At 27.3% G+C, this 24,349-nt stretch carries 21 protein-coding genes and 1 pseudogene; 19 read left to right on the top strand and 3 right to left on the bottom strand.

What is annotated here, in order from left to right; genetic code table 11:
• Positions 1-22: 22 nt before the first annotated feature.
• Positions 23-2,212, top strand: a complete 2,190-nt coding sequence (locus tag H9661_RS08545; protein WP_143317852.1) for an alpha-galactosidase — start codon at positions 23-25, stop codon at positions 2,210-2,212.
• Positions 2,213-2,273: 61 nt separating this feature from the next.
• Here the strand turns inward: H9661_RS08545 and H9661_RS08540 are convergent, their stop codons facing one another.
• Positions 2,274-3,125, bottom strand: coding sequence for an AraC family transcriptional regulator (locus H9661_RS08540; RefSeq protein ID WP_191768256.1), 852 nt, complete (start codon positions 3,123-3,125; stop codon positions 2,274-2,276).
• A gap of 244 nt (positions 3,126-3,369) precedes the next feature.
• On the opposite strand from H9661_RS08540, the gene H9661_RS08535 reads away from it, so the two are divergent.
• From H9661_RS08535 to H9661_RS08525, 3 genes are read left to right on the top strand one after another with little or no spacing between them, the layout of a single operon-like run.
• On the top strand, positions 3,370-4,608 hold the full coding sequence (locus H9661_RS08535; protein ID WP_243129638.1) for an ABC transporter substrate-binding protein: 1,239 nt from the start codon (positions 3,370-3,372) through the stop codon (positions 4,606-4,608).
• A 20-nt stretch (positions 4,609-4,628) separates the two neighbouring features.
• Positions 4,629-5,492, top strand: coding sequence for a carbohydrate ABC transporter permease (locus tag H9661_RS08530; protein WP_191768254.1), 864 nt, complete (start codon positions 4,629-4,631; stop codon positions 5,490-5,492).
• Positions 5,492-6,376, top strand: coding sequence for a carbohydrate ABC transporter permease (locus H9661_RS08525; protein WP_143317849.1), 885 nt, complete (start codon positions 5,492-5,494; stop codon positions 6,374-6,376). Before H9661_RS08530 ends, H9661_RS08525 begins: the two co-directional genes overlap by 1 nt.
• A 114-nt stretch (positions 6,377-6,490) precedes the next feature.
• Here H9661_RS08525 and H9661_RS08520 read toward each other — a convergent pair whose 3' ends face one another.
• The gene (locus H9661_RS08520) at positions 6,491-6,958 is read right to left on the bottom strand and encodes a hypothetical protein (protein ID WP_143317848.1); all 468 of its coding nucleotides are present in this window, start codon (positions 6,956-6,958) and stop codon (positions 6,491-6,493) included.
• A 374-nt stretch (positions 6,959-7,332) separates the two neighbouring features.
• Between H9661_RS08520 and H9661_RS08515 the strand changes: the two genes are divergently transcribed.
• The 13 genes and pseudogenes from H9661_RS08515 to H9661_RS08455 form a co-directional block, all read left to right on the top strand.
• Positions 7,333-8,010, top strand: a complete 678-nt coding sequence (locus H9661_RS08515; RefSeq protein ID WP_143317847.1) for a M15 family metallopeptidase — start codon at positions 7,333-7,335, stop codon at positions 8,008-8,010.
• Between the two features lie 20 nt (positions 8,011-8,030).
• Complete coding sequence (locus tag H9661_RS08510) at positions 8,031-8,723, top strand: response regulator transcription factor (protein ID WP_143317846.1); 693 nt, start codon at positions 8,031-8,033, stop codon at positions 8,721-8,723.
• Entirely contained in the window at positions 8,713-9,816 is a 1,104-nt protein-coding gene (locus H9661_RS08505; RefSeq protein WP_191768252.1) for a sensor histidine kinase, read from the top strand. Before H9661_RS08510 ends, H9661_RS08505 begins: the two co-directional genes overlap by 11 nt.
• Positions 9,817-10,030: 214 nt before the next feature.
• Entirely contained in the window at positions 10,031-10,372 is a 342-nt protein-coding gene (locus H9661_RS08500; protein WP_143317844.1) for a zinc ribbon domain-containing protein YjdM, read from the top strand.
• Between the two features lie 518 nt (positions 10,373-10,890).
• Complete coding sequence (idi, locus tag H9661_RS08495; protein WP_191768250.1) at positions 10,891-11,400, top strand: isopentenyl-diphosphate Delta-isomerase; 510 nt, start codon at positions 10,891-10,893, stop codon at positions 11,398-11,400.
• A 43-nt stretch (positions 11,401-11,443) separates the two neighbouring features.
• Positions 11,444-13,459: a hypothetical protein gene (locus H9661_RS08490; protein WP_191768248.1), complete on the top strand. Its 2,016-nt coding sequence runs from the start codon at positions 11,444-11,446 to the stop codon at positions 13,457-13,459.
• Positions 13,449-14,765, top strand: a complete 1,317-nt coding sequence (locus H9661_RS08485) for a radical SAM/SPASM domain-containing protein (protein WP_191768246.1) — start codon at positions 13,449-13,451, stop codon at positions 14,763-14,765. The genes H9661_RS08490 and H9661_RS08485 overlap by 11 nt, the downstream gene beginning before the upstream one ends.
• A 427-nt stretch (positions 14,766-15,192) precedes the next feature.
• Positions 15,193-16,368 carry a hypothetical protein gene (locus H9661_RS08480; protein WP_191768244.1) on the top strand — a complete coding sequence of 392 codons (1,176 nt, stop codon included), beginning with the start codon at positions 15,193-15,195 and terminating at the stop codon, positions 16,366-16,368.
• A 174-nt stretch (positions 16,369-16,542) separates the two neighbouring features.
• On the top strand, positions 16,543-16,857 hold the full coding sequence (locus tag H9661_RS08475) for a PadR family transcriptional regulator (RefSeq protein ID WP_191768242.1): 315 nt from the start codon (positions 16,543-16,545) through the stop codon (positions 16,855-16,857).
• Between the two features lies 1 nt (position 16,858).
• Positions 16,859-17,470 (top strand): DUF1700 domain-containing protein, encoded by a 612-nt coding sequence (locus H9661_RS08470; protein WP_191768240.1) that lies wholly within the window; start codon positions 16,859-16,861, stop codon positions 17,468-17,470.
• A complete protein-coding gene (locus H9661_RS08465) occupies positions 17,467-18,156 on the top strand; it encodes an ABC transporter ATP-binding protein (protein ID WP_191768238.1) in 690 nt (229 codons plus the stop codon). Before H9661_RS08470 ends, H9661_RS08465 begins: the two co-directional genes overlap by 4 nt.
• Positions 18,150-20,618 carry an FtsX-like permease family protein gene (locus H9661_RS08460; RefSeq protein WP_191768236.1) on the top strand — a complete coding sequence of 823 codons (2,469 nt, stop codon included), beginning with the start codon at positions 18,150-18,152 and terminating at the stop codon, positions 20,616-20,618. Before H9661_RS08465 ends, H9661_RS08460 begins: the two co-directional genes overlap by 7 nt.
• Positions 20,619-21,339: 721 nt before the next feature.
• Positions 21,340-21,526: pseudogene (locus tag H9661_RS08455) on the top strand (IS5/IS1182 family transposase); the annotation flags it as partial.
• A 615-nt stretch (positions 21,527-22,141) separates the two neighbouring features.
• Here H9661_RS08455 and H9661_RS08450 read toward each other — a convergent pair.
• The gene (locus H9661_RS08450; RefSeq protein WP_191768234.1) at positions 22,142-22,531 is read right to left on the bottom strand and encodes a VOC family protein; all 390 of its coding nucleotides are present in this window, start codon (positions 22,529-22,531) and stop codon (positions 22,142-22,144) included.
• Between the two features lie 147 nt (positions 22,532-22,678).
• Here H9661_RS08450 and H9661_RS08445 point away from each other — a divergent pair, with 147 nt between their 5' ends.
• Both H9661_RS08445 and H9661_RS08440 read left to right on the top strand, forming a co-directional pair.
• Complete coding sequence (locus H9661_RS08445; RefSeq protein ID WP_191768231.1) at positions 22,679-23,338, top strand: uracil-DNA glycosylase; 660 nt, start codon at positions 22,679-22,681, stop codon at positions 23,336-23,338.
• 60 nt (positions 23,339-23,398) lie between these two features.
• Positions 23,399-24,145 carry a hypothetical protein gene (locus H9661_RS08440; protein WP_191768229.1) on the top strand — a complete coding sequence of 249 codons (747 nt, stop codon included), beginning with the start codon at positions 23,399-23,401 and terminating at the stop codon, positions 24,143-24,145.
• The last annotated feature ends 204 nt before the right edge of the window (positions 24,146-24,349 follow it).

The raw sequence follows: 24,349 nt of genomic DNA, 5'->3' as shown, positions 1-24,349 counted from the left end.
CAAGTAAAAGGTGGTTTGAAAAATGGGAGTTATGTTTAATAAAGAAAATAGGTTGTTTCACATAAAGACAAATAATACAAGTTATGCATTTAGAGTATTAGAAACTGGACATTTAGTTCATTTATATTGGGGAAGAAAAATTAATTCTAATAAGTTAGATTATTTATTTAAAAAAAGACAATGTGGTAGTTTTTTAGCAGATACAGATAATATTGATGACTTACAACTTGAGATGATACCACAAGAGTATCCATCGTATGGAAATACTGACTTACGTAGTCCAGCCATTCAAATAAAATTAGATGATGGAACAACAGTAACAGATTTTAGATATGAAGGGCACAAAATATATAATGGAAAGAAGAAACTTCAAGGATTACCAGCAACATATGCAGAGATTGAAAAAGATTCTAAGACCCTTGAAGTTTCTTTAAAAGATGAGTTAGTAGGATTAAGAGTGATATTATCTTATACTGTATTTGAAAACTATGATGCTATTACAAGAAGCTGTAAAATAATTAATAACAGTGAAAAAGATGTTGATATATTAAGAGTTTTAAGTGCAAACGTGGATTTTACACATAGTGAATTTGATTTGGTTCAATTATCAGGTGCATGGGCTAGAGAAAGACATATTGTTAGAAGTCCATTAAGATTAGGAATGCAATCAGTTGAAAGTAGAAGGGGAGCAAGCAGTCATGCTCAAAATCCATTTATAGCTTTAGTAAGCAAAGACACAACAGAAGATAATGGAGAAGTGTATGGTTTCAATTTAATATATAGTGGTAACTTCTTAGCAAATGTTGAGGTAGATATGTATAATCAAGCAAGAGCTCAAATTGGTTTAAATCCATTTGATTTTACATGGAATTTAGAATCAAGGGAAGAATTTCAAGCACCAGAAGTAGTGATGGTTTATTCAGCAAAAGGATTAAGTGGTATGTCTCATATTTATCATAATTTATATAGAGAAAGATTATGTAGAGGTAAATTTAGAGATAAGGAAAGACCAATACTAATTAATAATTGGGAAGCAACTTATTTTGATTTTAATAATGAAAAAATTGAGTCTATAGCAAAGGAGTCTAGTGAACTTGGAGTAGAGTTATTTGTTTTAGATGATGGATGGTTTGGAGAAAGAAATAACGATGATAGCTCCCTTGGAGACTGGTTTGTAAATGAAGAAAAAATTAAGGGTGGATTGAATAAATTAGCTAAGAATATTAATAAAATGGGAATGAAATTTGGGTTGTGGTTTGAGCCAGAAATGATATCTCCTAAAAGTAAACTTTATGAAGAACATCCAGATTGGTGTATTCATATTGAAGGAAGAACAATATCAAAGGCTAGAAATCAACTTATCTTAGATTTATCTAGGGATGAGGTTTGTGATGCTATAATCAAGATGATTACAGATATATTAAAATCTGCACCAATATCTTATGTAAAATGGGATATGAATAGAAATATGACAGAAATAGGTTCTGAGGCTTTGCCAGCTAAAAAACAAAAAGAAGTTGCTCATAGGTATATGCTTGGATTATATAAGATTTTAGAGAATATAACATCTAATTTTCCTAATATATTATTTGAAAGCTGCTCTGGTGGAGGGGGGAGATTTGATGGAGGAATGTTATACTATATGCCTCAAACATGGACAAGTGATGATACAGATGCAATAGAAAGATTAAAAATTCAAGAAGGAACTTCTTTGGTTTATCCAAGTGTTACTATGGGCTGTCATGTTTCAGCAGTTCCTAACCATCAAGTTTATAGAACCACTCCACTGAATACAAGAGCCATAGGGGCAATGGCAGGAACTTTTGGGTATGAGCTAGACATAACTAAAATGTCTGAAGAGGAAAAGAAAGAAGTTAAATCACAAATAGAATTTTATAAAAGTATTAGGAAAATTGTTCAATTTGGTGATTTATATAGGTTAAAAAGTTCATTTGATAGCAATGAAGCTGCTTGGATGCATTTATCTAAGGATTATAATATTGCGGTTATAAGTTATGTTAAAAAGTATGCTGAAGCAAATGTACTTTCAAAGAGATTGAAGCTTAAGGCTTTAAATAAGGATTCATTTTATGAAGTAATTGAAACAGGTGAAGTCTTTGGTGGAGATGAACTTATGTACATTGGGCTGGATATTGGAGAACTAAAAGGAGACTATGAAGCTAGAATTTGGACTTTAAGAAAAGTTAATTAATAAATTAAGAAAGATCTTAAAAAGTGGGAAGATTCAATCACTCTTTAGGATCTTTTTTTTATTAGTCTAATAAGTATTTTTCCATATGTTCTTGTTTTGTTGCTCTATATTTTCTAGGACTAACACCTTTAATTTTTTTAAAAGCTTTAGAAAAGGCCAGAGGATCGCTATATCCACATGAAAAAGCTATATTTGATATAGGTAAATCAGTATTATACAGTAATTCAGCAGCTTTTATAATTCTAAATTCCATTAAAAATTTCTGAGGAGACATATTTAAGTTATTTTGAAAAATAGAGGTAAGATAACTTCTATTTAAGCATAAAAACTTTGCAATATCTGAAACTTTAATAGGGTTATGATAATTATTTTGAATAAAAATAATAGCCTTATTAATGTATTCGTTAGTGTTTCTTTCCTTTCTTAATGGGTTTATATCTTTATTATTTTCAGTAAGTTTTGAAAAAAATAAATTTAGTAAACCTTGTATTTTAAAGGCATTAGATGATGATTGAGTGTGATGCTTAAGTATTTCTATAATATATTCTTTTAAGGAATCATCTTTATCATAATTAAAAATAAGATTGTCTCTATCTAATCCAGCAGATTTTAAATAAAGATTAACTTTATTACCATCTATACCAATCCAAAGGTATTGCCAAGGATCTTTTTCATCTGCTTGATAAAATGTAATCACATTAGGGCATATTAAGAAACCTTGATTTTTCTTTATGGTATATTTCTTAGAACCTACATAGTAGTACCCTTGTCCAGATAATACGTAATGAATTAAGTAATTTGGTCTAATGGCTGGGCCGAAGGAATGTGATGGCTTACATTGTTCTAAACCGCAATAACAAAGATATATATCATTAAAATCTCTATTTGTATTTTCTAAATAATAAACATTCATTAGCTATCCTCCCCAATTAACATAAAGCCATGTTTTACCATGTTAATATATACGATTTTACCTTATGAATAGCTTAAAATCAATATCATAAGAAAATGTATATATGTAATTAGATTACACCTAACATTTAGACATGTTTCAATTACATGATTCCATTTATTATCATATAAAAATAAGCTAAAATCATATTTGTAAACGTTATTACTGCGATAAATAAAAGTGATAACTTAAAGGAGATGGGCCGATGAAAAAAAGAAAATTAATAGGGATGATTCTAATCACTTCAATATTTATTACTATGTTTTCAGGATGTTCAGGTGATAAAAGTAAGAAACAAGTAGTATTTTTTAGCAATAAAATTGAAGCTGTAAACACATATAATGAGCTAGCCGAAAAGTTTGAGAAAGAAAATCCTAATATTGATGTGATTGTAAGCGCTCCACCAAGTGCTTCAACAGTATTAAAAACTAAACTCGTAAAAGATGATGCTCCAGATATTATTTCCCTTTCAGCAGATAGAAGCTATGCTGATTTTGTAGATGCTAATATATTAGAAGATTTAACTGGAAAAATAGATATGGATCAGGTTGATTCAATATATTCTGATATGATGAAAAACCTTGAGTTAAATAGCAAGAGTGGTGTATATGGAATACCATATGCATTAAATGCTAGTGGAGTTATATATAATAAAGATATTTTTAAAAAGTTAGGTTTATCTATACCGAAAACTTGGGATGAGTTTTTGGGCATTGCACAAATTATTAAAAAAAATGGAATTACACCATTTTACTTTACATTAAAAGATTCTTGGACAGCACTTCCACCATGGAATACAATATCAAGTACTTTGGTTGATAGTGATTTTTCTAAGAAGATTAATAAGGGAGAGACTACATTTAATGAACTTTATTCTGAAACTACAGATAAAATTATTCAGTTAATAGATTATGGACATTCTGATAACTTTGGAGTTGGATATAATGATGGAAATGTAGCTTTTGCACAAGGTAAATCTGCAATGTATCTACAAGGTAGCTATGCCATTTCTCCCATATTAGAGGTTAATAAAGATATTAATCTTGGAATGTTTGTATTACCAGCAACTAATGATACTGAGAAGAACAAATTAGTATCAGGTGTAGATGTATATTTTTCAATTTCTAAAGATTCTAAGAATAAAGAAGAGAGCATTAAATTTATAAATTTTTTACTTAGAAAAGATAACGCTCAACAATATATAGATGAACAATGTGCATTTTCAGCAATAAAAGGTGTAAAACAAAAGGATTCTAAGTTCGAAGCATTAGATGAATATTTTAAATCTTTAAAAGTTGTAGATTTCCAAGATCATTATTACCCAGCTGAATTACCAGCGGCAGATATGATACAAACCTATTTATTAGACAAGAACAAAAATAAGTTATTAAACAATTTTCAAAAAGAATGGGTCAAAGCAAATAGAGATTATATTGAGAAATAGTATAGAGGGGGAATTTCAATATGAAAAACAGGAATAGATTTTATCTATGTATAACAGTAGCTATGATAATAGTATTTATACTATTTCATACCATTCCTTTAATAAATGGTGTAATCTATAGTTTTACAAATTTTAGAGGGTTTGGGGATTTTCATTTTATTGCCTTGCGAAATTATAAGTATTTATTTACTGATTCTAGGGTAGTTAATTCTTATATGTTTACATTTAAATTTGCCATAGTGGCAACAATAATTGTAAATGTATTAAGTTTAGTTTTTGCAACAGCTTTAAATTCAAAGATAAAGTTTAAAACTACTTTAAGAGGATTATATTTTTTGCCTAATATTCTAGGTGGATTAATAGTAGGTTATATATTCAATTATATATTTTCATTTATAATTCCAAGTCTAGGACAAGTTATTAATAGTGATGTGTTTAGTAAAAGTATGTTAGGAAATACAAGTTTAGCGTGGATAGCTGTTGTTATAGTAGCATCATGGCAAGCAATTGCATTTAATACAATTATCTATATATCAGGACTTAAAACTATTCCTGATGATGTATATGAAGCTAGTTCAATTGATGGGGCAAGTAAATGGCAACAATTTAAAAGTATCACATTCCCACTAATTGCACCTTTTTTTACAATAAATATTGTCCTATGTATGAAAAACTTTTTAATGATATTTGATCAGATTATGTCATTAACTGGGGGAGGACCTGCACAGTCAACAGAATCAATTTCCATGCTTATTTATAATGCAGGATTTGGAGGAAATCAATTTGGATATCAATCTGCTAATTCTGTAATGTACTTTATAGTTATAGTGGCAATATCAATATTCCAGGTTAAGATTTTAGAGAAGAGAGAGGTGCAGCTATAATGCAAGAATTAAATACTGATGTGAAAGTTGAAAGAAAAACTAAAAAGTTGTCTGTACTAAAAAAACAGGAAGGAAAAGTAAATTGGCCTGTTACAATATTATTGATTCTTTGTTCACTAACAATACTATTTCCTCTATATATAACTATAGTTATAGCCTTTAAACAACCATCTGATATGACTCAAAATGTATTATCACTTCCTAAAACATGGAACTTTAGCAATTTCGCTGAAGCTATAGAAATGACAAATTTCTTTCATGTGATCTTAAATAGTTTGATTATAACTGGTGGAGCGATAGTAGTAACTATAGTAACAAATTCACTAGTTGCATATGCAATAGCAAGAAATATGCATAAGAAATTTTATAAATTTGTTTATTACTTTTTTGTAAGTGCAATGTTTGTACCATTTTCTATGTTAATGTTACCTCTTGTAAAACAAGTAAGTGCATTTAACTTGGACAACAGATTAGGTATGATAATTCTTTATATGGTGTATGGGATTTCTATGAATACTTTGCTTTATGTAGGTTATTTAAAAAATATTCCTTTGTCATTAGAGGAAGCTGCATATGTTGATGGAGCTTCACCTTGGACTGTATTTTGGAAAATAATATTTCCATTAATGAAACCAATGCATGCAACAGTAGGAATAATGACAGCACTTTGGGTTTGGAACGATGTAATGATGCCTTTAGTAATTTTAAGTGATCAAAATGCTGCAACATTACCATTAGCTCAATTTATTTTTCAATCAAAGTTTGGAACAAACTATAATGTAGCTTTTGCATCATATCTTTTAGCTTTATTGCCACTATTAGTATTTTATTTATTCGCACAAAAGTGGATAATAAATGGAGTTACAAAGGGTGCTATTAAGTAGGCATTTTGCAGTTTATCTGTAAGGCAAAAAGGAGGAGTACCTAAACCTGATTAAATTTTAATCAAGCTTAGATACTCCCTTTCTTTTTCAGTAAATTATAGATTAATTATTAGACTATACTGTATAATTTACACCATTATTATTATCCCAAGCATTAGCTTCTTTATAGTTTACAGAAAATACAGCTTTTCCATTAAAATAGCCGTGAATAGTCCAAAGTTCTTTTCCATCACTTCTAGTTTTAACATAAGTAGCTTTATCAGAATCTTTCCAAACTCCATCAGCATCAATATAGTGTAAAACTATAGTTTTATCGTAGCTTTTATTATCTACTAATATATATGCATTATACTCGTCTACTGCATATGGTGAATGCCAATAGTTATTACCATCATGAATATACGCAACAGTACGAAGATTAATTGAATCAAATTTTACTATTTGATTTGTAACTGTATCAGTAGCTGCAATTGGTTCAACGTTAGGAGTAGCAACTGTGGAAGCGCTTGCACAAATTGGCGCAGAAAGACAAATAGTAGTTACTAGTCCAGCCATTAATTTAATTAAACATTTTGATTTCATTTTAATACCACCATCCCGTAAGTTAATTTGAAATATATTTCAGTATTATAATAGCACTCCTTGTGCCTGCATACAAATACCAAAAACTCCAGTAATTTACTTAATTCTCAAATTAAGTTGCTTTAAACTGGAATAAAGTGCAAAAAGCTACAGCAAGGTAAGGAATACTTGCCATTAAGCCTTTATATATAATTTGACCATTGTGATGTGAAACAAAAAAATAGAAGAGAATGTGTTAATATAGGACTATACGTCATATTTGAATATAATTACTTGACTTTAGGTATTATATAAAACTTAAGATTTCTTAAGAAATTTTTATAAATGTTTTAAACTCTTCCTCCTACAATGATACTGGAATAGGAGGAAGAGATATGAAAAAGATATTAAAAAAGTTTATACTAATTATTATGATAAGTTGGACATTTTGTTACAGTGTAAGCTGCACAAGCTTAAACGAAGGGGCGAATTTAAATGATAAAGAAATCCAAGTGTCTGGGAATACAAGTCCAGAACAATTATTAGTAAATGAAAAGAATGTGTTAAGTAAGGACTATGAACCATCTAATTTAACTATCCCTAATATAGAATTTGCAGATGGAGTAAGTCCTGAGGAAAAACATATAGCAGGAGTTATAGCAAAACCTCTAGAAGAATTAGTAAGAAAAGCCAAAGATGAAGGCATAATATTACTTGGCAACTCAGGTTATAGATCATATAAGTCTCAGGAGAAAACTCTTAATAATAGAGTAAAAGAAGAGGGGAAAAAACTTGCAGCAGCATATGTAGCGAAACCAGGATCTAGCGAACATCAAACTGGATTATGTATTGACATGACTAATAAAGATAAATATTTTGTTAGCGGAACAAAAGAAGCAAAGTGGCTTGCAAAGAATTGTTATAAATTTGGTTTTATTATAAGGTATCCAGCAGGAAAGAAAAACATAACAGGGATAGAATATGAACCTTGGCATATTAGATATGTTGGAAAAACTGCTGCTAAGTATATTTATGATAAAAGAATTACATTAGAGGAGTATCTCAAAAAATAGTTATATAGTGGGAGGAGAAAATGAATAATAATATTCTTGTAGTTGATGATGAAAAGGAAATAAGAGAATTATTAGAAATAAATCTTAGAAATGATGGATTTACTGTTTTTAAGGCAAGTTGTGGAGAAGAAGCTTTAAAAATATTAGAAGATGAAAAAATTCATTTAATAGTTTTGGATATAATGATGCCAGGTATGGATGGATTAGAAGTTTGCAAAATAGTAAGAGAAAAATATAGCATACCAATTCTTATGTTAAGTGCAAAAGCAGAAGATATGGATAAGATACAGGGCATTATGACTGGGGCTGATGATTATTTGTGTAAACCCTTTAACAATTTAGAACTTATAGTTAGGGTAAGAGCATTACTTAGAAGAGCTTATTTTTTTAATACAAAGATGCAAGCTTTAGATGACATAATAAGAATTGAATCAATGGTTATAGATAAAGTGAAACATAAAGTAACAATAGATGATAAGGAAATAGCTTTTACAGCAAGAGAATTTGAAATTTTATATTTATTAGCTACAAATAGAGGACGGGTCTTTAGTGCAGAAGAAATTTTTGAAAGAGTATGGAAAGAAAATTATTATCAATCTAATAATACAGTTATGGTGCATATGAGCAGAATTAGGGATAAGATAGAGCAACATATGGAAGGTAATGAGATAATTCATACTGTTTGGGGAGTGGGTTATAAAATTGAGAAATAAAAGGTTATATAAATTTTGGTTATCAACATTAATTGATTTTGTAGGAGCTTTGGTACTCACATGTACCACAATAGGTATAAGTGCAATTGTATTAGATTATTTGTATAGAAATACTAATATGATGAGTGTCAGCTATTTTTGGAGATATTGGAGGGTTATTAAATATGATATATTAGGAGATTTCACTTATATAATTTTAGGTGGAGTCCCATTTTTCATATTTTATATTCTAATAACATATAGAAAAACTAAGAGCTTAGTAGATATTATAAATCAAACTGAAATAATGGCTGGTGGTGATTTAGACAGGTTAATAGATGTTAGGGCCAAAGGTGATATTAGAGCTTTATCAGAAAATATAAATAATATATCAAAACAGCTCAAAGAAATAACTAAGGAAGAAAGAAAAGCACAAAAAACTAAAAATGAATTAATAACTAATGTGTCACATGATTTAAGAACTCCCTTAACTTCTATAATGGGATATCTAGAAATTATCGATAGTGATAAATATAAAGATGAAGTTGAACTTAGATATTATACTAATATAGCATATGAAAAATCTAAGAGTTTAAGTGTGCTTATAAATGACTTATTTCAGCTTACTAAAATGCAAAATAATAGTATTAATCTAAATAAAAATCATATTAATTTAGTGGATCTATTAGGGCAAGTAGTTGCTTATTTTGAATATCAATTTAAAAGCGCAGATATGGAGTCAAGGGTTAGATTTTCAGATGATAAGCTAATTGTAAATGCAGATTCAGAAAAATTAGTGAGGGCATTTGAAAATTTGTTAACTAATGCAATTAAGTATGGACAAGAAGGCTATTATGTTGATGTAACAACAAAATTACAAGAGAATATGGCAGTAGTTCAAGTAATAAATTACGGTGAAGCAATATCGTCAATAGATTTGCCCTATATATTTGATAGATTTTATAGAATAGAAAAATCAAGAAATAGTAAGATAGGGGGATCTGGATTAGGGCTAGCTATAACGAAAAATATTATAGAATTACATAATGGAGAAATAGTAGCTTATAGTGATAATAATAGAACCATATTTGAAATAAAACTGCCAGTTATTTGATAAATAAAAATTAGCATATTCTGAAGAATATATATGGTAGTATTCTTATATTCTTCAGAATATGCTGGGAAAATGCGGGCTCAGAGGATGCTTTAGCAAAAATGGTAAGGAATAGTTTGTTAAGAAGAGAAGAGTATGTTATTATAGAATCCTATTAAAAATTGAGAGAACTTTTAGATGAAAAATTAAAAGAACAAATGGAGGAAATATATTGATGAATAGTTTACCAAATTGTCCAAAATGTAATTCTGAATATACTTATGAAGATGGAGGATTTCTAATTTGTCCAGAGTGCGCTCATCAATGGATTGCAGGATTAGAAGATATTAACGATGAAAATGAAAATGTTGTTAAAGATGCAAATGGAAATATCTTAAATGATGGTGATTCTGTAATGATAATTAAGGATCTTAAAGTAAAAGGTGCCTCATCGTCTTTAAAAAAGGGAACAAAAGTAAAAAATATACGTTTAGTTGATGGAGATCATAATATTGATTGCAAGATTGATGGATTTGGAGCTATGAGTTTAAAATCGGAATTTGTAAAAAAGGTATAATTTTCAGGTGCAAAAATAATAATATCATTAAGGATATCTGATCTTTTCACATTAAAAACACATAGGTTGCAATGGAGTAATCTTATTAAAAAAAGGGCTATATCAAAATAAATTCGATACTAGCCGATAAAAAAAGAGAATTCAACATTAAAATTGAATTCTCTTTTTTGTGCATAATTTAACTAATAAATATAAGAGTAACAAAAAAAGTAGTTTTTAAAAGAGCAAAAAATCTGTTGGAATAATAAACAGATTTTTTTGCTCTTTTTTTATATCTAAAGTTCAGCAAATTGGCTTCACTTAATAAAAAGTATTATGAGAAGAATTGATAGAGAAATTACAAGTAAATAAAAATATTTGCATATTAATAGTTATAATAAAATGAAATTCTTATAACGATAAAGTGGTAAAAATATATAATATTGCACAAAAAGAACTAAATATACAAATAAAGGGGTTGATGTAAATTTACTTATTTGATATATTGATGGTAAAGAGTGGAAAAAGGAAGAATAGATATGGAAGAAGTAATTTTGGTTGATAAAAAAGATAATATTGTTGGAAAATGTGAGAAAATTGAAGCTCATCATAAAGGATTAAGACATAGAGCTTTCTCGGTATTTATATTCAATTCTAAAGGAGAAATGCTTATTCAAAAAAGAGCTTTACATAAATATCATTCTCCAGGATTATGGTCAAATAGCTGCTGTAGTCATCCTAGAATCAATGAAACAACTGAATATGCAGCACATAGAAGACTTAAGGAAGAACTGGGATTTGATTGCGAAATTATTGAAAAAACAACATTTTGTTATGAAACAAGCTTAAATAATAATCTATATGAAAATGAATATGATCATATTTTTGTAGGAATATATGATGGAATAGTTATAGTTAATGATGATGAAATAGAAGAATTTGCATGGATTAATATGAAAGAATTATTAAAAGAAGTAGAGAAAAAACCAGATGATTTTACTTTTTGGTTTAAGAAAATATTAAATTATAATATTAAAGAAATTTGTTAAGTGACTAAATTGATATAAATAAAAGGAGTGTAGGTAATATATTATGAATAAAGGAATAAATTATATCTTTGGTACAAAAGCAGAAACGAAAATTGATGAAGTATATGAAAAGTTAGAAAGTATAAGAAAGAGTATACAAGATATAACAAATGAGGAAGTGCATTTTGCAGGCAAGTCATCATATTATTTATTCCCTTTTATTTTTAATAGATCATTTGATTTTTATGATGAAAAAAAGTTATCTGAATTGTGTGTATGTAGTGTTTTATGCTTAGATTATTGCTTGTATACAGATAAAGTTTTTGATGAACAGATAGAATTAACTGAACAGTTGTTTCATAATAAAACTTTGGTAAATCAAATTTTTACTAAGAAGTTTAGTGAGTTATGTAAGGGCGATAATAGAATATGGGACTATTATTTCAAGTATTATAAAGAATATGTTACAGCAGTAAAATTGGAACATGAAAATATGTTTGGTAAGCTAGAAAACTATTCTTGGGAACAGTTTGAAACTATATCAAAAGGAAAGCAGGCGTTAGCAAAGATAATACCTACTGTTATGGGCTGTCTAACAGAAAATAAAGAGGGAATACAAGATTTTGAGAAAGCACTAGATTCAATGTCAGTTGCGCTACAATTATACGATGATCTTAGGGATTGGAAAGATGATTTTAAAAATGGAAGATATTCATGGATATTAAATAAAGTAATTAGAGAGAATAATCTTCAGGATATTAAAGATGAAAAAGTTATTTTAAAAGCCATTGTTAACAAGAAGTATGATACTTATGTATTAGATGTTGCTAATAATTATTGTGAAAATGCTATTTTATGCATAAAAACAAATGATGTATGGGTGAGATATATAAGATTATTGCAAGTAAAGATAAATAAATTAATGATTGATTTAATGCAGATAAAAGGGGAAAAAGTAACAGAATATAATTATTTTTTTAGAAACAAATTAGATATAGAGAATAGAAAAAATTTATCTTCAATTAAAAAGAACACAATTGATTTTATTATTGGTGAATATAATAATAAATTACTTGAACTTAAACATTGGATGTTAAATTTAAATAAAAACAAAGATAAAGAAAGCAAAATTTTAGGAGCTGATATTTTCCAAAGAGCACTTTTGCTTAATTTATTATTGGATATAAAGAAAAATGGATTAGATTATAAATTAAAAGATTTAGATAAAATAATTGAAAATGAAGTCAAATATATAATTAAAAGTAAAACTAGTAGGTACGATTGTGGCTGGGTTTACAATGAGGGACTGTATGGGAATTGTCCGGATTTAGACACTTTTTCAGAAATACTAAGAGTAAATTGCAGTGTAAGTCATAATTCAGACTTAAATTGTGAAGTACAAAAAGTTCTAGATAAAGTTTTTAAAATCAATAGGGGTGATGATTATTTTAAAACCTGGATAATTTATGAAGATGAGTTAGATTATAAAAGAATAGAGCATATGCTTAATATGGATAATGAGATTGAGGTAAATGCAAATTTTGCAGGGGCTTTGTATAATTTTGATTATGTTAAATATAGAATAGTAATAGAAAAGTGCTTGAAAAAAGTTTATTCTAAGCAGCTTGAAAATGGTTCTTGGCAAAGTAATTGGTATGTAGGAAATTACTATTGTGGATATGTTTTATCAAAAACATTTAAATTAGTAAAAGATGATGAAGTAATAAATAAATATCATAATTTTTTAATTGAGTCACAAAATGAGAATGGTTCATGGGGAGATGGAGTAGGAAATCCATTGGAAACTTCATATTCTATTTTATCATTACTTAATATTGGATATTTAAATGAATTAGTAAAATCTTCTCTGGAAAGAGCCACTAATTATTTAATAGAGACAGTAAATGAGAATGGCTATTGGTATGGTTGCGAATTTATTAAAATGGGATTAGGTAAAAATGATAGCAGTGAACAGTTGCTAAGATATAGAAGCTCAATTCTTACTACTATATTTTGTATAGATTCTTTATTAAAATCAAGCAAATTAATTATAGGGTACGGTGAGAAAAATGAAAACTAAGTTTAGTAAATATAATATAGTTGTAAATTCTAAGGGAAAGTATTCAATACTTAATGGATGTACAGGATCATATGATTGTTTTGATGAAAATATAGGAAAGGTACTATTAACTAAAGATGAAAAACTATTAAATCAAGAACCGCTTAAAGTGAAGGAATACCTAGCTAAAAGGGGATATATTTGTAGCAGTGATACAGATGAAAAGAAAATTATGAAGAGGATGGCTGATATACTTCATAAGAATGCATTAAAAAGGTACACTATATCAATTTTACCAACCTATGATTGTAATTTTAGATGCCCATATTGTTTTGAAAGAAGTAATGCTAATTGTAATAAGGATAGAGAAAAAATAATTAGCAAGGAAACGATAGATTCAATTTTTAAAACACTTAATAAATTAGGTAAAGGAGTTGATCCTAATATATATATATTAGGAGGAGAGCCTTTAATGGCAAAGAATTGCAATATAATCAAATATATATTAAATAAAGGTAAAACGTATGGCTTTAAATTTTCTATTTCAACAAATGGTTATGACTTGGATAAATTTATGGGTATTTTTGGTCGTGATACAATCAACTGCCTACAGTTTACTTTGGACGGGTTACAAGAATATCACGATAAAAGCAGGTATTTACTTGGAAGAAAAGGTACATTTGATAAAATTGTAAGTAATATAAAATGTGCATTAAAAAATAATATAAAGGTTAGTGTTAGAAGTAATATAAGTAAAGATAATATGGATGAAATACCTAAACTAATTGATTTTTATAGGGAAAAAGGATGGACAGGCTATAGTAATTTTAGATACTATTTTGCATCAATTAATGAATGTAATAGAGCTAATTCAACTAGTGTTGTAGACATTTTAAACCACATTAAAAGTTTAAATGATAAAAGTATAAACCCTGTAGAAATTGTTGGAGTATATTCTGAGATAAAAAGTAAAATGAGCAAGTATATAAATCAAAATAAATTAGTATTATTTAAATCTGAAGGCTGTAGCAGTAATGCTAATAATATTCTGATTGATCCAAGTGGACAAATCTATAATTGCTTTGATTTAGTGGGTACAAGTTATTGCTACGGAGAGATAGAGGATGATAGCTTTATATTAAATAAGAATATTATCAAATGGCAGAATAGGTATGTTTCTAATATGGATAAATGTATAAATTGTAAATATGCATTATATTGTTCTGGAGGATGTACAGCAGATAATATTAGAACTGAAAATGAATTTGATAAGGCAGTATGTGGCGATTATCCAGAAATTTTCGATGAGGTGTTAAGAAGTATCTAAGTAAACAATGTTGGAGAATCATTGAAAGGAGGTGAGAAGAGTGGAAAGAATGGAAGAGTTAGAAGAAAGACTAGCAGAAGAACTAGAAGAAAGAGACGAATTCGGAAGAGTTTGTCCTTTAGGTTATTGGGAATAGTTTCTTAATGTCAATATAAAATGGACTTGTAAGATAATAAGTCATTTATATTAAGAAATTGTACAAGTAAAGTAATGAGGAAACATTAGAAGGGGAGGTGAAAGAGATGGAAAAAATGGAAGAGTTAGAAGAAAGACTAGCAGAAGAATTAGAAGAAAGAGATGAATTTGGAAGAGTTTGTTCTTTAGGTTATTGGGAATAAATTTTAATTTGTAATCTAAAAATGTTATTTCTATTGAAATGTACTTTACTACATTTCAATAGAAATAACTATATTAAGTGGAGATAAAAATGGATTGTTATAAAAGTAAAATACCTATTTTAAAAAATAATTTTACAATTGAATCTATGATAAGTGAAAAGAAGGAAAAAAGTTATATATTAATGACACCTGTAAAAAAATATAAAATAACTCAAGAGTGTAAAGATATTATAGAAGCTATGGATGGAAAAAATACATATGATGATATATCTAATATTTTAAATACAGACATTTCTGCAAAAAAATTAATAGAGCTATATGGAAGTTTATTTAATAAAATGGGTATAGCTGAAGGAAATGAAAATTTAAATATAAAAAAAAGTTTCTTGTTTTGGAAAGTTAAATTAATAGACTCAAAGAAAATAGCTGGTTTTAAATTTATAGACAAATTGTTTGAAAAAAAAATATGTATAGGTGCATGTACTCTTATATTGATAATTAATTTAATAGGAATTATAAAATTTTATGATAATAATAAGATTTATGATGTAGTTATGTCATTAAAAAAAGTTAGTACAATAATTATTCCATTATTATTACTATATCTAAGTGTATTTATTCATGAACTTGGTCATTTCTTTTGCTCTAAATATTTTGGTGTTACTCCAGGAAATATAGGTTTCGGATTTTATTTTACATCTCCTGTACTATTTATAGATTTAGATGAAGTTTGGAAATTGAATAAAGACAAGAGAGTTTTTGTTAATTTGGCAGGATTATATTTTCAATATATCTACTTATCCTTAATTTCATTGATAAGTATAATATTGGGGTTTGGAAATTTATTTTTTTTATGTTTGATATTTGGAATTTGTTGTCTGACAAATTTGATTCCTTTCATAAAGTTAGATGGTTATTGGGTTCTTGCTGATTATTTTGAAATAGAAAATTTACTTAAGTATTCTATGAATATAGTACTATCAAAGTTTAGGATAAAAAAAGAAAATAAAAATTTAAAAAGTAATTTAGATGAAAGGCAGAAAAAATTTTTGCATATGTATATTAAAGGGTTATCTATTTTTATGATAGCTTTTGTAAGTGCATTAATTTTAATGTTTGGGTATAGCATATTTTCAATTTATAAAAATATAAAATACTTTTTATTATATGGAAGTATAGAATTTTTTAATACTTTAAAATTGATTTTAACAGTTATGATATCAATAAAAATGATTAGGGTGATGCGAAATATAATAAAAGAATAAAAAGAAATAAGACAACCCCTGAAACTGAAAATGTTGTATATTACAGGACATGCTGAATTATACCTATATATTATGTGTTTGTATAAAATATTTACATACATTGAAATATATGGTATAATTTTTATGTAGCTATTATATAATACATAGTAGCTGACTAAGCGTAGGAGGGTATAAATGGATATTCAATTGAAAAAAGGAGCTTTAGAAATTTGCGTTTTATCTATATTAAGTGAAAAAGATTATTATGGATATGAACTTATAAATGAACTGATTAAATATATATCTGTATCAGAAGCTACCGTATATCCCATATTAAAAAGGTTAAAATTGAATAATTATTTAGAAAACTACTTAGTTGAAAGTAATTATGGACCAACTAGAAAATATTATAGAATAACGGAAGATGGGATTTCTAGATTGAAAGAACTGATAAAAGAGTGGAACGAACTTAATAAAAATATTAATTTGATATTAAAGAGAGGTGTATAAAATGAATGCTAAAAAGTTTTTGAATGATTTAAATATTGCTTTGGATATTAATAAGGTTTCAGAAGAAACAAGGAAAGAAGTTATTGATGAATTTAAAGAGCATATTAGTTTGGCTATTAAATCAGGAAAGGATGAAAATGAAGTAGTTGCTGCATTGGGAGATCCATATGAAATATCAAAGGATTATAAAAGCATAGATAAAGAACTAATTAATGGAAATAAAATTAAGTTGAATAAGTTTTTACAATTTATAAAAGATGCAATATCTAAAGGAATATTAAATTTATTTAGAGGATATTTCACTTTAATATGTCAGGTTTTTATTTTATTAATGATGCTTTTAGGAGTAGCAATATTTGTTTTTGGGGTAGGATGTTTATTAGGATTAATTTTCCCCAATATTAATAAAATGATTTTAGTTGGTTATGATTCAGCAAAAGTATCAAGGTATACAATTATGGTATGGCTGGGTATACTTTGTCCTATAATTGGAGCATTAATTGTAAAAGTATTTGCATGTATAAATAGAAAATTTAGGAGAAGTGTTTATAGAGATATTCAAAAAAAGATGTTTATATTAAATAGACATATGAGAGGTAGGAGAATACAATGAAGACAGTTTTGGAAGTTGTAAATTTAAATAAGAAAGTTAAACAAAATAATCAAAATTATCAAATATTAAAAGATATTAATTTTAAGGTAGATGAAGGTGAATTTATATCAATAATGGGCCCTTCAGGAGCAGGAAAAAGCAGTTTGCTATATATAATGGGTATATTAGATGATCCAAGTAGCGGGAAAATTATAATTGATAATAAAGATGTTGCAAAATTAAATGATAATCAAAAAAGTAAAATTAGGAGAAAAAATATAGGATTTGTTTTTCAATCATATAATTTAGTACCTACTTTATCAGTTAAAGATAATATTCTATTACCTATTTATTTAGACAATAAGAAAGTCAAGAATTATGAAAATAAAGTTGATGAAATATTGGATGCAATATCATTATCTGATAAGAAAAATCGAACTCCAATGGAGCTGTCAGGAGGAGAACAGCAGAGGGTAGCAATTGGCCGTTCCTTAATAAATAATCCTGATATTATTTTATTGGATGAACCAATAGGTAATTTGGATAGTAAAAATGGTAAAGCTATAATGGAACTTCTAAGAAAAATTAACAGGGAGGAAAAAAAGACTATTGTACAAGTAACACATTCTAAAGAATCAACTTCTTATGGAACTAAAATTTGCTTCTTAAAAGATGGAGAAATGAATGGAGTTGAAGAAATATGCTAAAACTAAAAATTATAATTAAAGATATCCTTAAAAATAAGGGCAGAACGTTAATAACATTAATGTGTATTAGTTTTGCAGCAGCTTTATTTTTAGCATCTTTATCAATTATAAGAACTGTTATGAAATCTTATGAAGAAAGTAGTAGGGTTTTATCTGGTAATAGCGATATTGTTATTAGCAGTGATGCAGGAGCTAAAAATCCATTTTTTGAAAAGCAGGAGTTTTATGATAATATTGATTATCAAATAGGTGTTACAGCATTAAATGGAGTGTACAGATATGGTGATGAGTTTACTCAGATGATTATAAGGGCAATGTCAATTCAAGACATTAAAGATATGGAATTATTAGATATTGATGATAATTCACAAGATGATTTTAAAGATGACAGCATTATCGTAAGTAAAGGTTTTGCAAACAAATATGGATATGATGTTGGAGATACAGTTACTTTGGAAATAAATGAGAAGCAATATGATTTTACTGTATATGATACTGCTTTGCCTAAGAGTATGTATACAGATCAAGCATATAATAATCAGGTATTCATACCTAGAAATAAAATTGAAAGTCTTACTAAAAGTGATGGCAAATCTAATTTAATATATGTAAAGCTTAAAAATACAGATGGAATTAATAATGACATAGCAAATCTACAAGAAGTATATCCAGAACAGAATGTTAAGGAAGCCTTTTCAAAAGAAGAATTTAATGAAAAGATGCAGGGAGTGGTAATGATTTTTATTGTTACCAGCATTTCAATAGTAATAATGTGTTTTATGATTGTATATAATAACTTTAAGTTTATTATTAATGAAAGATATAAGACCTTAGGAATCTTAAGAAGTGTAGGCGCAAATAAAGGTTATATAAAGAAGATGATTATTTTAGAAGGTGCTATTTATGGAATATTAGGAAGTATAATAGGCGGTGGTATTGGATCTATATTAACCTATGTTGTAGGTAATATGTTGAAACCAGAATATTTAAAATCCACTGTTTTTAATATGAGATTTAAAGATTTTTTATATGCGTTGATTTTTACTTTAGTAATATCTATAGTTGTTTCTATAAACTCAATTAGAAAGACTATGAAAGTATCTATAAAAGAATTAAGTACAAGTGCTGTGAAATATGAAAAAGTAAAGCATCATAAAATAATTACAATATTGAGTATGATAATATTTGTTGGCAATTTCATGACTATTATTTTTATTCCTTCAAATGTATCTATAAAATTTTTGATTGTGAGCATAATAATATCAATTATTTCATTTATTGGAGTAATACCTTTATTCACCAAGGTATTATTGTATATTTTTGAGAAGTTATATAAAATTACTTTTAAAAATTTAGGATATATATCATTACAGAATATAAAAAACACTAAAAGCTTTTTTAGTAATAGTATATTAATGGCTATTAGTATTGGCGTAATATTAATGATTAATTCTTCATTATCTTCTATTCAAATGCAGAATGTGGAAGTAGTAAAAGATAGTTACAATTGTGATTATATTATTTCTACTAATAAAAATGATGATAAAATTTCAAAAATGGTAAAGGAGTCAAGTAATGTAAAATCAGTATATGAACAAGTAAGTATAGATAATGTAGATGTGGTAAATAGAGGTGATAAATCTATATTTACTATTGATGGTGTAAATGATGACTATTTAGATTATAGAAATTTTGATGTAGATAAAAAATTAATTAAAGAAAATGATTCAGAAAGATGGATATTGTTATCAGATTCATTAAGAAATAAATTAGATGTTGAGGAAAATGATGAGCTAGTGTTAAAAATAAATAATAAAGAATGCTCATATAGGGTAAAAGGCTTTTTTGAAACAGCTATTAATAATGGAAATTATGCATTAATGTCCAATAAATATCTAATTGAAGATTTAGATAATAATTATTTCAATCAGTTATATGTTAAAACTATTGATGATAATGATTATAATAAAGCAGAATTAAAAAGTTTATTAAATAAGTACAATCCTACTATTAAGACACCAAATGATTTACTAAACGATGCTTTTGAAAGTTCTAAAGCTATGTATATTACAATAAAGGTTATTTCAATATTACCTATTATAATTGGAGTTGTAATTATTATAGGTAATTCAATAATTAATTTCTATGAGAGAAAGAGAAATATTGCTGTATTTAGGTCAATAGGAATGAATAAAGGCGCCGTTAGAAAGATGATGTTATTTCAACAGTTAACAGGTGGATTGATAGGAGGAATTCTCGGCTGTGGATTAGGAAACTTATTGATTTTTGAAATGAAGTTATTTCTTAATAATATACACAATAAAATACCTATTGGTTATTCGGTAGAGTTGAATATAACCTTATTTTTAGCAGAAGTTATAATATATTTGCTTCCGTTTTTGATGTTCTCTATTAAGGGATTAAACTTTAACATTGCTAAAGAAGTAAGGTTACAAGAGTAAAATATGAAAAATGATAATAATTAAAACGAAAGAATGAGTAAGGAGTGGTAATTAATGGGTAATAAAGTTAAAAAGAAAATGTATTATTCTTATTATAAAAGTTATAAGAATTTATATTATTAAAAAGAAATTTCAGTAGATTTATTAAAGAGCAGTTAGTAAATAGTAAAAGCCATAGCATTATTTTAGAATGGATTTAGTATAGGGAAAATTACAATTTCCAGGAATAACTTTAGTTATCATTATTTTGGCTTAAATAATATATGTCAGCATTAAAGATTAAATTTATCACAATCTTTGGTAAAGTTATATTGTTATAAATGGTGTATTTTTATATGCTGATTTAATTGTGATATATCTTCAGAAGTTAGGAGGTCTCTACGAAAAGATTCTAACATTTTTGAAGATATTTCTTTTAGTAAATTTTATATTCGTAACAAAAACAAAGTTTTTGTACGTTTCTTCATTTGTTTTAGTATCTTTGGATTTCTTATAAATTATTTCAGTAAATATGCATAAAGACTATCCCCTAAAATAAGATTAGCTTCTAATGAGTTATATTATAATTACTTACATTTTTGAGGGTTATTAATTCCAAATATTTTCTGCCTTTAAAGTTGTATTTTATAAAAGCTTGATATAACATAAATAAGAAAAGTAGCTATATGAAAATAAATTTAATACTAGCCAATAAAAAGAGAATTCGCTTTTTGATGGATGAAATAGTTTTTCAGAAACCGATCACGACGCTACTTTCATTCATATGAAAAACAGGAAACTAAAATCAGCCTATAATATTCAAATAGGGGGAGAGGCTGAATATATAGTAGGCATAGATATTTCAAGCGAAGGATCTGCCCAAACTTACTCTTATTCCATTTTTAGATAAGTTAGAGGAGAATGTGTCATAAATTTTAAAAATAAGTAAAATTATGAATAAGGCAGTTATATCCTTTACTTGCTATGCTCAAAAACAAACTATTTGGAATTAGATAAATAAAAATTAATGGATAAAATTTGTGATTGTTAAATATTGGGGTTTGAGTAATGTTTAATCCTTTATCATTTCAATAATTTGAATATGACCACTTATTTTTACATTAGTTTCCTTAAAGCCATATGCTTTGAAATTGTTAATAATGTCTTTAGAAGAATAAAATTTTACATCTCCTGCCTTTGATAAAGGAACAAATGGATTACAAATTGCTCGAACAATAAATGGATAATATATTTTAGTTATATATAACTTGCCATGTGATTTTAATATACGATTAACTTCCTTTGCAAATGCAACTACATCTGGAAAATGGTGATACGAGGCACAGACAGTTATCCTTTTTAATAATTTTATCAGATATCATTTTTGTATATTTTATACTGTAATTATAGTTTTGGCATAGAAAATTTATAATTTAATCATTTTTTTATTAGTCAATAATAAGCTAAAGCTGTGTATTGAGATTTTACATGAGAACTTTCAATAAAGTTTTTAGTAAATTAGATGTATTTTTAATAGTGTAAAACTATTCTGTTATTTCTATTCTGTTTCCATCAGGATCTAAAATACAACTTTCATAATAACCATCTCCAGTATGGCGAGGTTCATCTATTACCTGATACCCTGCATTTCTTAATTTATCAGTAAGTTCATTAACTTTTTCAATACTTCCTACAGAAATAGCAATATGAATTAAACCAATATATTGATCCTCAGTACTATTTAAATTATCAGGAATAGATGGCATATGCATAATTTCAAGTCTAGCACCAGATTCAAAACTAATAAAGTATGACTCGAAATTTTTTGTCGGGTTAAAATATTTATCTCCAACAGTACCATTGAAATAATCTACATAAAACTTCTTTAATCTTTCAATATCTTTAGTGTATATAGCAATATGCTCAATCTTCATTTTTTACCTCCCGTAGTTTTTTATTTTAATTATACACGAATAGAAGTCGTGTTAAAACAAATTTACAGTTTAGTTTAATTAATGAATAAGTGTGAAAAGCTATATAAGAATTAATTAAACTTAGAAGAATGCAAAAGGATTGATGAAATGATTAAGAAGATAATGAAGTTTGTAGAAGAGCTAGCCACTATGGAGGCTATGCCAAATGTACATAATCAATATTCATATAAGTACAAGGAGAACTCTGTAAGAAGAGATAACTTAGTAATTTATTTAAAGGAAATGCATAAGCTAAAACCTAAAATAATACTTGTAGGGGAAGCTCCAGGATATAGGGGCTCTCTCATTACTGGAGTACCATATACAAGTGAGTATTTGCTTATGAATAATATGAAAGGTCTAGAGTTATTTGGGAAGGATAAGGGATATAGATTGCCTTTAGAAAAGGATAAGCTACTTAAAGAACCAACGGCAACAATAATATGGAACACTCTTTTAAAATACGACATAATGATGCTTGGATGGAATGCCTTCCCTTTTCATCCCTATAGAAAAGGAAATGAAGAAAGTAATAGGACGCCTTTAAAAAAAGAATTATTAATAGGTGAAAAGCCTCTTCTTGAGATGATTGAAATGTTTAATATTGAAAAGGTAATTGCAATGGGAAATAAGGCAGAGGAAAGCCTTAAGAAGCTAGGTGTTAATTGTGAGAAAGTAAGACATCCTGCACAGGGAGGAAAAAATGATTTTGATGAGGGCATAAGAAAAATAAAAGAAATTTCTATGATGTCTATACATATTTACTGATATTGAAAAATATGGGATAATGTATTTTAAAGATATAAATTTAAAACAAGGAGATAATTTATGAAACATAGAGCAATAATTGGGGTTATAGTAAGCATATCTACTATTTTTTTTATCTCATGCAGTAAAAATAGCATAAATTCTTTTAATAAAACGGATTCATATACTAAAGAAGACTGTGCTGAATATACTTACAAGGTCAATGGGGATAACTTGATTGTTGATAATACCTGTAGCGCATTAAAAATTACAAAGAGTGATTCTGATGAGATTAAAATCAGCATGAAAAAATCAGTAGGTGGGAGTAAGGAAGAATTATTGCAGGAGGCTTTAGATAATATTAAATGTACATTTAAAGATAATACTCTTAAAATAGGTCCTGAAAAAGGTGATGAATCACTTATAACAAGCAAAAATATTGAAGCTACTATAAGTATTCCAAATGCTATCACTACATTAGATATGGAAAGTAAGGTTGGAGATATTGATTTAGAAGGAGATTATGATAGGTTAAAGTTAGATGAAAAGGTTGGAAACCTATTATATAAAGGAGATTTAAAACAAGGAAGTATAATCTCTGACGTTGGTGAAGTTGAATTGAATTTAAAAAGCTTAGATTCAAGTAATAAGTATGATATTAAAAGTAATGTAGGAGAGGTTAAGATTGTGGTGCCCAAAAAGAGTACAATTAATTTAACTGGACCAAGTGCTAAAAATGTTAAACTTCCAGAAGATATTATCTCTAGTAGTGACGGAGCTACATTTGAGATAGATAGCAAAGTATCTAATACGAGAATGGAGGATTAGGAAATGGATTGGAAAGTGACAAGAGGGAGCTTTAAAGAATAAAAAGTTTGATAACAGGTGGCTTATTTTACAATGTTCTTGATGATATTTAAAAGACCTGACCATATTTAACTTGGTCAGGTCTTTATTATGTGTGCCCAGCATGGGCACGTACTAGTCGGTGAAAGTCCGATATGGGGGTTGATAGTGCCAACCATTAGCTTA

Source organism: Clostridium cibarium (genome assembly GCF_014836335.1).
Lineage (GTDB): Bacteria > Bacillota > Clostridia > Clostridiales > Clostridiaceae > Clostridium > Clostridium cibarium.
Note: the sequence above shows the minus strand (reverse complement) of the source record. Positions and strands in the feature narration are given on the sequence as shown.

Excerpts from the sequence above, each read along its gene's own strand:
- H9661_RS08490 (WP_191768248.1), top strand. The coding sequence starts at position 11,444 with ATGAATAAAGGAATAAATTATATCTTTGGTACAAAAGCAGAAACGAAA.
- H9661_RS08530 (WP_191768254.1), top strand. The coding sequence starts at position 4,629 with ATGAAAAACAGGAATAGATTTTATCTATGTATAACAGTAGCTATGATA.
- H9661_RS08470 (WP_191768240.1), top strand. The coding sequence starts at position 16,859 with ATGAATGCTAAAAAGTTTTTGAATGATTTAAATATTGCTTTGGATATT.
- H9661_RS08540 (WP_191768256.1), bottom strand. The coding sequence starts at position 3,125 with ATGAATGTTTATTATTTAGAAAATACAAATAGAGATTTTAATGATATA.
- H9661_RS08480 (WP_191768244.1), top strand. The coding sequence starts at position 15,193 with ATGGATTGTTATAAAAGTAAAATACCTATTTTAAAAAATAATTTTACA.
- H9661_RS08440 (WP_191768229.1), top strand. The coding sequence starts at position 23,399 with ATGAAACATAGAGCAATAATTGGGGTTATAGTAAGCATATCTACTATT.
- H9661_RS08475 (WP_191768242.1), top strand. The coding sequence starts at position 16,543 with ATGGATATTCAATTGAAAAAAGGAGCTTTAGAAATTTGCGTTTTATCT.
- H9661_RS08485 (WP_191768246.1), top strand. The coding sequence starts at position 13,449 with ATGAAAACTAAGTTTAGTAAATATAATATAGTTGTAAATTCTAAGGGA.
- H9661_RS08520 (WP_143317848.1), bottom strand. The coding sequence starts at position 6,958 with ATGAAATCAAAATGTTTAATTAAATTAATGGCTGGACTAGTAACTACT.
- idi (WP_191768250.1), top strand. The coding sequence starts at position 10,891 with ATGGAAGAAGTAATTTTGGTTGATAAAAAAGATAATATTGTTGGAAAA.
- H9661_RS08460 (WP_191768236.1), top strand. The coding sequence starts at position 18,150 with ATGCTAAAACTAAAAATTATAATTAAAGATATCCTTAAAAATAAGGGC.
- H9661_RS08445 (WP_191768231.1), top strand. The coding sequence starts at position 22,679 with ATGATTAAGAAGATAATGAAGTTTGTAGAAGAGCTAGCCACTATGGAG.
- H9661_RS08545 (WP_143317852.1), top strand. The coding sequence starts at position 23 with ATGGGAGTTATGTTTAATAAAGAAAATAGGTTGTTTCACATAAAGACA.
- H9661_RS08535 (WP_243129638.1), top strand. The coding sequence starts at position 3,370 with ATGAAAAAAAGAAAATTAATAGGGATGATTCTAATCACTTCAATATTT.
- H9661_RS08500 (WP_143317844.1), top strand. The coding sequence starts at position 10,031 with ATGAATAGTTTACCAAATTGTCCAAAATGTAATTCTGAATATACTTAT.
- H9661_RS08525 (WP_143317849.1), top strand. The coding sequence starts at position 5,492 with ATGCAAGAATTAAATACTGATGTGAAAGTTGAAAGAAAAACTAAAAAG.
- H9661_RS08510 (WP_143317846.1), top strand. The coding sequence starts at position 8,031 with ATGAATAATAATATTCTTGTAGTTGATGATGAAAAGGAAATAAGAGAA.
- H9661_RS08515 (WP_143317847.1), top strand. The coding sequence starts at position 7,333 with ATGAAAAAGATATTAAAAAAGTTTATACTAATTATTATGATAAGTTGG.
- H9661_RS08450 (WP_191768234.1), bottom strand. The coding sequence starts at position 22,531 with ATGAAGATTGAGCATATTGCTATATACACTAAAGATATTGAAAGATTA.
- H9661_RS08465 (WP_191768238.1), top strand. The coding sequence starts at position 17,467 with ATGAAGACAGTTTTGGAAGTTGTAAATTTAAATAAGAAAGTTAAACAA.